This is a genomic window from Lysinibacillus sp. FSL K6-1151 (assembly GCF_038630755.1).
GTDB classification, from domain to species: domain Bacteria; phylum Bacillota; class Bacilli; order Bacillales_A; family Planococcaceae; genus Lysinibacillus; species Lysinibacillus fusiformis_D.
Window position 1 is genome coordinate 4429512 of the sequence record NZ_CP152040.1, and the last position, 13567, is coordinate 4443078.

Sequence of the window (13567 nt, forward strand, 5' to 3'; positions counted from 1 at the left end):
TTTGTATTCCGAAATAATCCTTAGAAAGGAGGTGATCCAGCCGCACCTTCCGATACGGCTACCTTGTTACGACTTCACCCCAATCATCTATCCCACCTTCGGCGGCTGGCTCCAAAAGGTTACCTCACCGACTTCGGGTGTTACAAACTCTCGTGGTGTGACGGGCGGTGTGTACAAGGCCCGGGAACGTATTCACCGCGGCATGCTGATCCGCGATTACTAGCGATTCCGGCTTCATGTAGGCGAGTTGCAGCCTACAATCCGAACTGAGAACGACTTTATCGGATTAGCTCCCTCTCGCGAGTTGGCAACCGTTTGTATCGTCCATTGTAGCACGTGTGTAGCCCAGGTCATAAGGGGCATGATGATTTGACGTCATCCCCACCTTCCTCCGGTTTGTCACCGGCAGTCACCTTAGAGTGCCCAACTAAATGATGGCAACTAAGATCAAGGGTTGCGCTCGTTGCGGGACTTAACCCAACATCTCACGACACGAGCTGACGACAACCATGCACCACCTGTCACCGTTGCCCCCGAAGGGGAAACTATATCTCTACAGTGGTCAACGGGATGTCAAGACCTGGTAAGGTTCTTCGCGTTGCTTCGAATTAAACCACATGCTCCACCGCTTGTGCGGGCCCCCGTCAATTCCTTTGAGTTTCAGTCTTGCGACCGTACTCCCCAGGCGGAGTGCTTAATGCGTTAGCTGCAGCACTAAGGGGCGGAAACCCCCTAACACTTAGCACTCATCGTTTACGGCGTGGACTACCAGGGTATCTAATCCTGTTTGCTCCCCACGCTTTCGCGCCTCAGTGTCAGTTACAGACCAGATAGTCGCCTTCGCCACTGGTGTTCCTCCAAATCTCTACGCATTTCACCGCTACACTTGGAATTCCACTATCCTCTTCTGCACTCAAGTCTCCCAGTTTCCAATGACCCTCCACGGTTGAGCCGTGGGCTTTCACATCAGACTTAAGAAACCACCTGCGCGCGCTTTACGCCCAATAATTCCGGACAACGCTTGCCACCTACGTATTACCGCGGCTGCTGGCACGTAGTTAGCCGTGGCTTTCTAATAAGGTACCGTCAAGGTACAGCCAGTTACTACTGTACTTGTTCTTCCCTTACAACAGAGTTTTACGAACCGAAATCCTTCTTCACTCACGCGGCGTTGCTCCATCAGGCTTTCGCCCATTGTGGAAGATTCCCTACTGCTGCCTCCCGTAGGAGTCTGGGCCGTGTCTCAGTCCCAGTGTGGCCGATCACCCTCTCAGGTCGGCTACGCATCGTCGCCTTGGTGAGCCGTTACCTCACCAACTAGCTAATGCGCCGCGGGCCCATCCTATAGCGACAGCCGAAACCGTCTTTTAGTGTTTCACCATGAGGTGAAACAGATTATTCGGTATTAGCCCCGGTTTCCCGGAGTTATCCCAAACTATAGGGTAGGTTGCCCACGTGTTACTCACCCGTCCGCCGCTAACGTCGAAGGAGCAAGCTCCTTCTCTGTTCGCTCGACTTGCATGTATTAGGCACGCCGCCAGCGTTCGTCCTGAGCCAGGATCAAACTCTCCATAAAAGAAATTTGAATAGCTCAAATTGTTTTGCTGGCATCATTTTGATGTCCAAAATTTTGTTTTGTTCACTAACCAAGGTTAGTTACTAAAAACTTTATTGATTACGTTTTGCTTGTTCAGTTTTCAAGGTTCATGTTTTTTGTTTCACTGTCACCTCTTGGCGACTTATACATAATAACATCGATTATTCATGAAAGTCAACACTAAATCATAAGTTTTTTTAAAGAGATTCATTTTTTATTTAAAATCTTAGAAATGAGGTTATTATTATGGTCCGCAAAACGTTGATTTCACTGCTTTTAATCGTAATCCTTTTTGCTTTTCTAAAGCCTATAAACTCAACGATGATTTCTGTATTTAATATTGCGAATGCACCAGTAGTGGTCACGAAAGGACATTATGGCACATCTCTTATAGTAGAGATTTCTTTCTCTGATGACTCTCTATTAGAATGGCTTCAAACGGTGAAAGAGCCTTATCCTCTTCTACTTTTAGATACCGACTGGATTAAACGTTCACCCGAACATTTAAAAATTATACAACAACGAAAATTGCCTACAGGACTACTTGGTCCAGATGATTCAATAGAAGAACCCGTTGACATTGCGCTCATTCAAAAAGATATTGATATCTATGAAAAGTATTTAAAGGAAAAACCTTTATGGTTTGCTACCCGAAATCATCAATATTCGCAGGATTTACAGAAATCTTTATTCCAACAACAAATGAATTTACTGTCGCCTTCTCTTATTTGGCAGGGTGAGAAAACACCTAAATTACAAAAAGGTGATTTTGTATTTTTCCCACTCCATCAAAATAATCAAATATCCTTTAAAGAGCTTAACGCCCTAATACAACAACATAAGTTTATGTCAATTGAAGAAAATATATTTGGTTATAAAGTTCAAACTAAAAAAGCCCCATAAAAAAATTGCCTCCACTAAAGTGAGGCAATTTTTTCTTATGCATTTTTAGCCTGTTCACGACGAGCTTTGCGGCGTGCTTCTAATTTTTGACGATCTTCATCGGATTTTGCATTATATTTAGGCAATACTAATAGTTGATACGCATTAACAGCCAATAATGGGAATAATAAAAGCGCAACATATTCATTAATATTTTCATCACGACCCATTAATGCAATTGTCCATTCCAGCGTTGTAATGACAATCATAAAGAATAGAGCCGAAATCATTACATGCTTTTTCCCCGTTAATTTTACTTTTTGAACAGCTGTTGCTATTGCACCAAATATTAGAACAATTAATAATCCAACGTAGAACAACCAGCTTTGTCCATCCTTCACACCAGGAATAAAGCGGAAGAATATAATATCGAAAATCGTTATGGCAATTAATAATAGCTGTACCCAATTCCATAATGTCAGTGTTCTAAAAATATTAACACCTACTTGATGAAGTGTTAAATAAGCAAAAAAACCAGCTTGTGCTATAACACTCATGGTAAACCCTAAGAAAACCATCCATAAAAGTCCAGCGAAAAATTCGCCCCATTGACCATTTGCTATGTATGGTTGGAAAAATTCCCAGCGAATAAATAAACTAAAAACTCCGTTGACTGCACCACCAACGAGCATTGCAAAGAAGAAAAACTTTGCCCAATTTCGTATCGTCACAACTAAAAGTCCCCCAATTTCTCAATATATCTGTCCTTATTTTATCAATGCCTTGTTAAAAAAGCTATTTCTCATCCTAACCAATACATAAAGTCCCGAGAAATGTGAACAATAATTGAAAGAGTCTATCTAGAGAAAGGACTGATTGTCGATGCGAAAATTCACCTTATTATTGATTCTAATGCTTTTTCTTTCTGCCTGTTCACAAGATAAAACCTCTACCATGTCCTATGATGAAATAAAAAAAATCATGATTGACTCTTTGCAAACAGAGGATGGTAAAAAGGCATTGCGACAGCTTTTGGAGGAGCCAAGTTTCCGTGAGCTTTTGATTTTAGAGCATGATGAAGTGAAAAAGGCTACTGAGGAAACATTACTTTCCAAGGAAGCAGAAGACTTTTGGAAGAAAACCTTTGAAGATCCAAAATTTAAAGAAACTGTTGCAAAAAGCATGCAAAAACAGCAACAGGATATTATGAAGGACTTAATAAAAGATCCGACTTTCCAAAAGGATATGGAGGCCTTTTTTGGGCAACCCGATATGCAAAAGCAGCTAGAGACCATCCTAAAATCATCCAATATGCGCAAGCAAATGGAGCAAGTGGTAAAGGAAACGATCGAAAGCCCTTTAATGCAATCTAAATGGCAGGAACTTATTAAAAAGAGTGGCGAAACGGGTTCATCAGGAAGTGGCGATAAGAAAGAAGCTAGTGGTGAAAGTGATGGCGGATCGGATAAGGAGCAAAAAAGTACTGAGTAACCATAGCAATTTAAAAACGGATTTCCCCATAAAAGGTGGAAATCCGTTTTTTATTTATTTACTTAATTTATCAATGATTTTCGTCGCGATGTCTAAATAAATTTGTCCTGTCGGATGTTTCTCAGCATAAACAGACGGAGCAAAATCTTCTTCTGTCCAATCGGGTTGACCAAGCGGGATCTGCCCAAGCAGCTCTGTACGTAATTCATCAGCTAGCTTAGGTCCGCCTCCTTGTCCAAAGACAAATTCTCGATCACCTGATTTAGATTCAAACCAAGCCATATTTTCGATAACACCTAAAATTTCATGGTCTGTTTGAAGAGCCATTGCTCCTGCACGAGCTGCAACAAATGCTGCTGTCGGATGCGGTGTTGTGACAACAATTTCTTTTGATGATGGTAGCATTTGATGGATATCTAATGCTACGTCACCTGTGCCTGGAGGTAAATCTAATAGTAGATAGTCTAGCTCTCCCCATTCAACATCACGGAAAAACTGATCTAATACTTTACCTAGCATTGGACCACGCCATACAATCGGTGCGTTGTTTTCCACAAAGAAGCCCATTGAAATCATTTTTACACCCAAGCGATCTACGGGGAAAATACGATTGTCAACTACTTTAGGCATATCCGTCACACCCATCATATCGGGCACACTAAAGCCATAAATATCGGCGTCGATTAATCCGACCTTCTTTCCTAGACGAGCTAAAGCAACAGCTAAGTTAACTGATACTGTAGATTTACCTACTCCCCCTTTACCAGAAGCAATTGAAATCACTTGTACTGTGCTTAGTGGAGATAAAATATCTTGTGCTTCTGACTCTGTTGCAGTGCCACGGAAGCTTTGTAATTTTTCTGTTGATAGTTCTTCAAAACGAATGCCAACCGTATTTGCACCCGCTTCTTTCAACACCTCAACAACCTTCATTTGTAGCTGTAGCTGTTCAGGTGTATTTAATTTAGCGATCGCAATTTTTACACTAACATGATTTTTTTCTTCTTTTATTGCTACGTTTGTAATACCATCTGTTTCTGCAAGCGATTTATGTAAAAATGGATCCTGTAGTTGTCCTAGTATTTCTCGTACTTGTTGTTCAGTAATCACGACGAACACTCCCCTTATATTGTCTCAATGTTAGTATATCATACTGATATGGTTTACGTTGTAGATGTTGCTCTACTCAATCTTAGCTAATAAATACTCTTCTATACCTTCAACTATGGCATCTGCCATTTTTTCCTGGTAGTTCTTATCGATTAATAATGCTCGTTCTTCATCATTACTGATAAAACCAGTCTCTACTAATGCTGCAGGGACTTCTACTTTCTTCAGTAAATAAATTTGCTTAATAGACAAAGCTTCTCGGTCTGTATTTTTTAGATTAGTGCGAATGGATTGTTGAATACTCTTGGCAAGAATTTCGCCATCGGCATGTCCTTCCTTATGATAAAACACCTGTGCACCACGCCATTTTGTTTCGGGTATAGCATTTGCATGAATTGTAATAAATACATCAGGCTTTTCTTTTTCAACGATATCCTTTCTTAAGAAAATATCCTGCTTTTTCCGCTCTCTTAAAGTTCCATACTTTTCCGACGGCGCATGCTCATCAATCACATCCCCATTTTTTGTTCGCGTCATTACGACTGTTGCGCCTTTTTTCTTTAATTTCTTCTCCACATGCTGAGCAATTGCAAGTGTAATTTCCTTTTCAATTACTTCGCCCTTTGAAGCTCCTCCGTCCTCACCACCATGCCCTGCATCAATGACAATTTTAATGCCACCAAGTGGGTCTGGTAAGAAGAAGTTACGGTCCGAAGCATTTGTTTCATATGCCACGACCACTATACTCATAAGCATAATTACTCCTAGTGCAAGCCAGCGCTTCACCCATATCCACCACCCTTTTACATTTAGTGTACGAAATTAGTAGATGAACTATGCCAGAAAGTAAAAAAAACTCCCAAGTAATAAACTTAAGAGTTTTGATTTTCTTCTATAATAAAGGAGGAAGTATCATTTTATTGCATTGTAAATACAGGATTTAATTCACCTTCATAAGGTTCATGCTCAACAAATACAGTTATATCATTACCGTCTTTGTCTTTACCTGTACGTTTATACGTAAATTTCTTATCATTGATTTCAGTAATTTCAAGGGCAACGCCATACTTATTATCACCAATTGAAACATGAGCTCTTATTTTATTGCCATGAATGACATTAAAATAACCATAGTCGCCACGGCTCTCACCTGTTTCAGGGTTGAAGAACTCATATTTATTTGTATTTGCGTCATATTTTGCAATGCTGATAAAATTTGAATTAAACTCTGTTAAATCATTACCTGCTTCATCTAATACAACAGTTCCGTGCCATAATGTGTCAGCTAAAATCTTATCTCCGTCAACGTCTGTAACAATATTACCTGTTGAAGCATTCAGCGTTTTATTTGAATCGGTAAATGCCAGTTCATTTTCTTTATATGGAATATGCTCAACGAACACTTCTACCTCATTGCCAGCAGCATCTTTGCCCATTCTTTTATAAGTAAAGATACTATCGTTTAGCTCTGTAATTTTTACAATAGCTTGATAATTCTTGGATTCAGAAATTAAAATTCTTTGTGTCCCATCATTTGTGATAAAGAACGTCCCTTTATCATCACGGCTTTCACCAGTAGCAGCGTCAAAGAATTCATAATGACCTGCCTCAGCATCATATTTTGCTAAGCCAATAAAGTTAGAATTCTCCGCAGTTAAATCATTGTTGTCTTTATCATATACTTTTGTGCCTTGCCAATTCGTACTACTTAATATATTGGCCATTTCTTCACCCTTCGTTAATTGCTCCTTTGCTTGGTCCTTCGTTGTAGCAGCACTTTCTGTTTTTATTTCCTCACTATTCGCATTGTTGCCTTTCTCAGGCTCCTTATCTTGACATGCTGCAAGTAGTGCCATTGCCGCAACCGATACTATCAATAATTTTTTCATACCTACTTACCTCCATTGTTACATTCTATTTTTGAGTTACGCCAAACCCATAATGACAAATTTCAAGAAAATGCATGGTTTGTAGTACCTTCAAGAACTATATTAAAGTGGAATGTTAAACTCCCTCTAAATAATTTCTTAAAAAAACATAAACTTATGCGAAAATATTTTTAATATATCTTAAATCTGTGCGGAAATAGTAATGATTATGTAAAAGGGACAGCTACATACTGGTTCACGCTAGTCATTGGCAGTGTTACATCGCATCAAGAATTTGCAATCATCCGCTTTATAAGAAATAAGAGTAAGCAACCTTTAGTCTAATGACTAAATAACAAAAAAGACTCTTTCCACAAAAGTAGAAAGAGTCTTTGTATAGAACGCTGATATTAACGTTTTGAGAACTGAGGTGCACGACGAGCGCCGCGTAGACCTGGTTTTTTACGTTCTTTCATGCGTGAATCACGAGTAAGTAATCCAGCTGATTTTAATGCAGCACGGAAATCTGGGTCTACTTGAAGTAGAGCACGAGCGATACCGTGACGAACAGCACCAGCTTGACCAGTGTATCCACCACCGTTAACGTTTACGTGGATATCATAGCTTCCTGTAGTTTCAGTAGCTACTAATGGTTGTTTAATTACTTCGCGTAATGCAGCGAATGGTACGTATTCTTCGATTTCACGTTTATTGATAACAATTTTACCTGTACCTGGTACTAAACGTACGCGAGCTACAGAGCTTTTACGGCGACCAGTGCCGATGTATTGAACTTGTGCCAAAGTAATATCCTCCTCTTAATTTATATTATCCGCGAAGCTCGTATGCTTCTGGTTTTTGTGCAGCATGTGGATGCTCTGTTCCAGTATAAACGTTAAGTTTAGTGAACATTTTGCGACCTAAAGAGTTTTTAGGAAGCATTCCTTTAACTGCTAATTCGATCATTCTTGTTGGGTACTTATCTAGCATTTCACCAGCAGTACGCGTTTTTAAACCACCTGCAAATTGAGTATGGTGACGGTAAAGTTTACCCTCTAATTTGTTACCAGTTAAATGGATTTTGTCAGCGTTGATGATGATTACGTGATCACCTGTGTCAACGTTTGGTGTGAATGTTGGTTTATGTTTACCACGTAAGATTGCAGCTACTTCAGAAGCTAAACGTCCAAGAGTTTGGCCTTCTGCATCAACTACTAACCATTTACGGTCTACTTCGTGACCTTTAGCCATGAATGTTGTACGCATGTATATATCCTCCTAATCGATTCGATTACCGTTATTTTTCATTAGACTACACTATAAGTTTCGGGGCTTATTTGTGGTGGTAATGAAAATACCATCTGTTATCATATAATGAATGACTTTTAAAGTCAAGCAATTTCATTAAACGCCTGGTAAAGTTGTTCAGAATTCTAAAATGTCACTAATAGAACACTTTTTCTAAGTATAACCCTTGTGGTGGCGCGGTTTTTCCCGCTTTATCGCGATCTTCAGAGGCGACTACAAGTGCCACATTATCAATCGTGCGGCGACCTAAGCCAACCTCCCAAAGTGTACCTGCAATAATACGCACCATATTATATAAGAAACCATTGCCTTCAATCACCATATGAAGTTCTTCTCCATGCCATTCAAATTGCAGTGTCGTGACAGTACGTACTTTATCCTTCACACTTGTATTCGCTGCACAAAAGCATGAAAAGTCATGTGTACCAACGATTGCCTTAGCTGCCTCTTGCATCGCCTCTACATTAGGTTTGACGCCACTTGTCTCGACTGTGTAATATCTGCGAAATGGGCTTTGGATAGGCTCACAAGACCAAATATAGCGATAGCGCTTCCCTGTCACACTATAGCGTGCATGAAAGTCATGTGCCACTTCCTCTACCGAGAGTACGCGAATATCTCTTGGTAGTTGCACATTCAAAGCCTTGCTATACTTGTCAACTGGAATGGCAAGAGGTGTATCGAAATGCAATGTTTGTCCTGTAGCATGAACTCTTGCATCTGTACGTCCACTTGCAGTTACCTTAATCTTTTCTCCTTTATGCATAATGGACAGCACACGCTCAAGCTCGGCCTGTACTGTGCGTTCTCCAGGCTGTACTTGATAGCCAGAAAAAAGCGTTCCATCATAGCTTATAATTACTTTTAATCGTCGCATCAAGCCTACTCCTTTTAACTTCTATAAAAGAATAGCAATACGCCTATTGCTACTAGTAACACAAGTGCAAATGTGTCACCCATATCCCATTTTAGCCTACGGTACCTTGTACGACCTTCACCACCACGATAGCCTCTTACTTCCATCGCAGTTGCTAGATCCTCAGCTCTTTTAAATGCACTGACAAAAAGTGGTACTAACAATGGCACTACTGCCTTTATACGATCTTTTATTGGTCCAGAGGATAAATCTGAGCCTCGGGCCATTTGTGCCTTCATAATCTTATCTGTCTCATCCATTAAAGTTGGTATGAAACGTAAGGAAATGGACATCATCAAAGCCAATTCATGAACTGGTACTTTTATTGCTTTTAATGGATTTAAAAGAACCTCAATACCATCTGTAATGGAGATCGGTGATGTTGTTAACGTTAAGATAGATGTCATAAATACTAATACTAGAAAACGTACCGAAATAAATATTCCTCGTCTAATTCCTTCATCGTATATCGTGATAAACTTTGACTCGAAAACAGGGACGCCTTCCTTCGTCATAAATATATGAAGAAGAAATGTGAAAGCCATTAAAAAGAGAACCGGTTTGAGACCATTAATTAAAAAATACAGACGAATACGTGATACTAATACAATCAAGAGCGTAAATGCTAGCAGCATAGCATAGGTCACTGTATTGTTGGCCAAAAACACAATAATAATAAAGGCAAACACAAAGATTAGTTTTGATCGTGGATCTAGTTTATGCACAGGTGAGTCACCTGGTAGGAAGCGTCCAAAGATCATTTTTTCCATCATGGCTCTGCACGCTCCTCTCTAAGCATTTGAGCAACTTCAGCAGCGAGTTCCTCTTCCGTCAAGCAAACCTTTGACAAGGACCGACCCATCATGTGCTCAATCTTCTGCTGAAAGCGGACAATACGTGGTGGCTCTAAGCGGAAACTCTTTAATGTTTCACCATCTTTAAAAATAGTTTGTGGTGGTCCACTTAAGACATTTTTTCCTTCATGCATGATTACAATATTATCTGCATATCGAGCCGCATCCTCCATACTATGTGTGACAAGAATCGTTGTAAGGCGACGATCTTGATGGAGTTGATAAAACATATCCATGATCTCTTTTTGACCTCGTGGATCAAGTCCAGCTGTTGGTTCATCCAACACAATTACCTCTGGATCCATCGCCAAAACACCCGCAATTGCCACTCGGCGCATTTGACCACCCGATAAATCAAACGGAGACTTCTCAAGCACGTTGTTCGGTAATCCAACTAAGCTGACAAGTTCTCTTGCACGCGCTTCAGCCTCCTTCTCTGATACACCAAAGTTCATTGGCCCAAACATAATATCCTTTAACACTGTTTCTTCAAATAGTTGATGCTCAGGGAATTGAAAGACAATACCGACCTTTTGTCTTACAGCTTTTAAATCCTTTGCTTTTTTCCCAGCTACAATCAGGCGATCCCCTATATGTACTTCTCCTGAAGTAGGTCTTAGAAGTGCATTAAAATGCTGAAGAATGGTTGATTTCCCAGAACCCGTATGACCTATAATTGCCTGATAAGTATGGGATGGAATGTCAAAGTCTACATCGAATAATGCCCGTTTTTCAAAAGGTGTCCCCTGTGCATAGGCATAGCTTATTTGTTGAAGTTTGATGTCCATAGATCATTCACCAACTCTTCTTCTGTCATATGTTGTCCCATTAATGGAACACCTTCCTTTTGCAATAGCTTTGATAACTTCAAGGCAAATGGTAAATCTAGTCCAAACTCAACTAGCTTGTCCCCAAGTGCAAAGATTTCAGCAGGTGTACCTTCTGCAAACTTCTTACCATCATTCATAAAAAGAACTCGATCTGCTAACATGGCTTCTTCTAAATCATGTGTTATGGATATTACTGTTAATCCCGTTTCTGCACGTAATGTTTGGACAGTCTGTAAAACCTCTGCACGGCCCTGAGGATCTAACATCGATGTAGCCTCATCTAAAATGAGAAGCTTTGGCTTTAGTGCAAGTGCACCAGCAATGGCAACGCGTTGTTTCTGTCCTCCAGATAAGTGATGTGGCTCATGATCTAAAAACGTGTCCATTTTTACTTGCTCTAGTGCCGCGTGTACACGTTTCACCATTTCTTCAAAAGGCACACCATTGTTTTCTAAGGCAAATGCAACATCATCCTGTACAGTGGCACCTACAAACTGATTATCAGGGTTTTGAAAAACCATACCCATTAAGGAGCGAGATTCCCAAAGGTTTTCTTCACTTAAGGGTTCTCGTAATATTCGCACATCCCCCTGCTGAGGGAATAACAAGCCGTTCATCAGCTTGGCAATAGTGGATTTACCTGAACCATTATGTCCAACTATGGCAATCCATTCGCCTTCTTCAACAGCGAAACTAACATGTTCAACAGCATTGCGACTGTCTTGAATTTCTGGTGTATATGAAAAAGTCACATTATTTAAAGATAAAATTTCAGGCATTTCTAGAACTCCTCTCTACATGCTCAGCTCTACTAACTAACTTACACTTTTTTATGTATGAATTCTACTACAATCCGTATGTCGATAAAAGAAAAATACTACTATAACAACTTAATTTGATGGTGCACTTTCGAGCGTCTAAAGAAAACCCATATATTAAAAAAAGCACCACAAATTGGCGCTATCCCACATAATAAAAAAGCGCGCACCTCATTCGATAGAAATGCGCTTGTCGTTACATTTACAAGAAATACGGGTGCTCAAGCCCTTATTTCTCCTGAATGAGGTGCGGAGAGCTAAACGAGACGCCACACCCTAAAGTGCCCGCTCATCATAACGCTCAGCTTAATTATTTGTCGTATAAATCGTTTATAAAGAAAGAGGGTGGTGATTCCCACCCTCTTCACCACAAGTCTTCTCTTATGATTAAACTAGTTCAATCACAACAACAGGTGCACCGTCACCACGACGAGGACCTACTTTAAGAATACGAGTGTAACCACCTTGACGCTCTGCATAACGTGGTGCAACATCATCAAATAACTTTTGAAGTGCAAATGATGTTGTTTCGTTACCTTCAGCATCAGTCGTTGTTACTAGTTCGCGACGGATGAATGCAGCAGCTTGACGGCGTGCGTGTAAATCTCCGCGTTTACCTAAAGTAATCATTTTTTCAACAGCTTTACGTACTTCTTTAGCGCGAGCCTCAGTAGTTTCGATACGCTCGTTGATGATTAAATCAGTAGCTAAGTCACGTAACATCGCTTTACGTTGAGAACTTGTACGACCAAGTTTTCTGTAACCCATGGATGTTTCCCTCCTTTATAGAAAAAATCTGATCTTATTAGTGTTGTTTAAATCGCTTAGTCTTCTTTGCGTAATCCTAAACCAAGCTCTTCTAACTTCGCTTTTACTTCTTCTAGTGACTTACGTCCAAGGTTACGAACTTTCATCATATCGTCTTCTGATTTATTCGCAAGTTCTAGTACTGTATTAATACCAGCGCGTTTTAAACAGTTATAAGAACGAACAGAAAGATCAAGTTCTTCGATAGTCATCTCTAAAACTTTTTCTTTTTGATCTTCTTCTTTTTCGACCATGATTTCAGCAGTCTGTGCCTCATCCGTCATGCCAACGAAGATGTTAAGATGCTCGGTTAAAATTTTTGCTCCGAGCGAAATCGCCTCTTTCGGACCGATGCTACCATCTGTCCACACATCAAGAGAAAGTTTGTCGTAGTCAGAAGACTGACCTACACGAGTATTTTCCACTTGGAAATTGACGCGTGATACTGGAGTGTAAATAGAGTCGATCGGGATCACGCCGATAGGAAGATCCTCACGTTTGTTTTGATCAGCAGGAGTGTAACCACGGCCGCGTTGTGCATACATACGCATACGTAAATGACCGTTTTTAGCGATTGTTGCAATATATAGATCTGGGTTTAAAATTTCTACGTCACTGTCATGTGTAATGTCAGCAGCCGTAACTGTACCATCGCCTTTTACATCAATCTCAATAACTTTTTCTTCGTCAGAGTAGATTTTAAGAGCTAGTTTTTTCACGTTCAAAATGATTGAAGCTACATCTTCTACTACGCCTTCTACAGTCGAGAATTCGTGAAGAACACCATCAATTTGAATTGAAGTGACAGCAGCTCCTGGTAATGAAGACAGAAGGATACGACGTAAAGAATTACCCAAAGTGTTTCCATATCCGCGTTCAAGCGGTTCTACAACAAACTTTCCATATTTGGAATCTTCGCTGATCTCCACCGTTTCAATCTTTGGTTTTTCAATTTCGATCATTTTATTTACCCTCCTTCAAAACATCGAATGTATAGGTTCTTTCCATCATAGATTCGATCGTCAATGACGTATCGTTTATTATCTGCACAAGACAGTCTGTACAAAAAATGATGTTCTCATACAA

General features: G+C 40.1%; 13 protein-coding genes, 1 rRNA gene and 1 pseudogene. 2 read left to right on the plus strand and 13 right to left on the minus strand.

Features of this window, described 5'->3' with window-relative positions:
* Positions 1-24: 24 nt before the first annotated feature.
* Positions 25-1576 (minus strand): 16S ribosomal RNA (locus MHI04_RS21485).
* 267 nt (positions 1577-1843) lie between these two features.
* Here MHI04_RS21485 and MHI04_RS21490 point away from each other — a divergent pair.
* Positions 1844-2500, plus strand: a complete 657-nt coding sequence (locus MHI04_RS21490; RefSeq protein WP_058845115.1) for a hypothetical protein — start codon at positions 1844-1846, stop codon at positions 2498-2500.
* Positions 2501-2535: 35 nt separating this feature from the next.
* On the opposite strand, the gene MHI04_RS21495 is transcribed toward MHI04_RS21490, so the two are convergent.
* The gene (locus MHI04_RS21495) at positions 2536-3210 is read right to left on the minus strand and encodes a KinB-signaling pathway activation protein (protein WP_009374014.1); all 675 of its coding nucleotides are present in this window, start codon (positions 3208-3210) and stop codon (positions 2536-2538) included.
* A gap of 151 nt (positions 3211-3361) precedes the next feature.
* Here MHI04_RS21495 and gerD point away from each other — a divergent pair, with 151 nt between their 5' ends.
* A complete protein-coding gene (gene gerD / locus MHI04_RS21500) occupies positions 3362-3970 on the plus strand; it encodes a spore germination lipoprotein GerD (protein WP_036129059.1) in 609 nt (202 codons plus the stop codon).
* A gap of 54 nt (positions 3971-4024) precedes the next feature.
* On the opposite strand, the gene MHI04_RS21505 is transcribed toward gerD, so the two are convergent.
* The 11 genes and pseudogenes from MHI04_RS21505 to MHI04_RS21555 all read right to left on the minus strand — a co-directional run bounded on the left by MHI04_RS21505 (position 4025) and on the right by MHI04_RS21555 (position 13443).
* Positions 4025-5080, minus strand: coding sequence for a P-loop NTPase (locus MHI04_RS21505; protein ID WP_342535187.1), 1056 nt, complete (start codon positions 5078-5080; stop codon positions 4025-4027).
* A 72-nt stretch (positions 5081-5152) separates the two neighbouring features.
* Entirely contained in the window at positions 5153-5866 is a 714-nt protein-coding gene (locus tag MHI04_RS21510; RefSeq protein WP_036129063.1) for an N-acetylmuramoyl-L-alanine amidase, read from the minus strand.
* A gap of 131 nt (positions 5867-5997) precedes the next feature.
* Positions 5998-6882: pseudogene (locus tag MHI04_RS21515) on the minus strand (DUF4822 domain-containing protein); the annotation flags it as partial.
* A gap of 476 nt (positions 6883-7358) precedes the next feature.
* Positions 7359-7751: a 30S ribosomal protein S9 gene (gene rpsI, locus MHI04_RS21520; protein WP_004233744.1), complete on the minus strand. Its 393-nt coding sequence runs from the start codon at positions 7749-7751 to the stop codon at positions 7359-7361.
* 25 nt (positions 7752-7776) lie between these two features.
* The gene (rplM, locus tag MHI04_RS21525) at positions 7777-8214 is read right to left on the minus strand and encodes a 50S ribosomal protein L13 (protein WP_004233742.1); all 438 of its coding nucleotides are present in this window, start codon (positions 8212-8214) and stop codon (positions 7777-7779) included.
* Between the two features lie 178 nt (positions 8215-8392).
* Positions 8393-9133: a tRNA pseudouridine(38-40) synthase TruA gene (gene truA / locus MHI04_RS21530; protein ID WP_101966879.1), complete on the minus strand. Its 741-nt coding sequence runs from the start codon at positions 9131-9133 to the stop codon at positions 8393-8395.
* Positions 9134-9147: 14 nt separating this feature from the next.
* Positions 9148-9945 (minus strand): energy-coupling factor transporter transmembrane protein EcfT, encoded by a 798-nt coding sequence (locus MHI04_RS21535; protein ID WP_036129069.1) that lies wholly within the window; start codon positions 9943-9945, stop codon positions 9148-9150.
* On the minus strand, positions 9942-10814 hold the full coding sequence (locus tag MHI04_RS21540; protein ID WP_342535189.1) for an energy-coupling factor ABC transporter ATP-binding protein: 873 nt from the start codon (positions 10812-10814) through the stop codon (positions 9942-9944). The genes MHI04_RS21535 and MHI04_RS21540 overlap by 4 nt, the downstream gene beginning before the upstream one ends.
* Positions 10790-11635, minus strand: coding sequence for an energy-coupling factor ABC transporter ATP-binding protein (locus MHI04_RS21545; RefSeq protein WP_036129072.1), 846 nt, complete (start codon positions 11633-11635; stop codon positions 10790-10792). The genes MHI04_RS21540 and MHI04_RS21545 overlap by 25 nt, the downstream gene beginning before the upstream one ends.
* A gap of 426 nt (positions 11636-12061) precedes the next feature.
* Positions 12062-12442 carry a 50S ribosomal protein L17 gene (rplQ, locus tag MHI04_RS21550; protein WP_012296051.1) on the minus strand — a complete coding sequence of 127 codons (381 nt, stop codon included), beginning with the start codon at positions 12440-12442 and terminating at the stop codon, positions 12062-12064.
* 56 nt (positions 12443-12498) lie between these two features.
* Positions 12499-13443 (minus strand): DNA-directed RNA polymerase subunit alpha, encoded by a 945-nt coding sequence (locus MHI04_RS21555; RefSeq protein WP_004233733.1) that lies wholly within the window; start codon positions 13441-13443, stop codon positions 12499-12501.
* Positions 13444-13567: the final 124 nt, after the last annotated feature.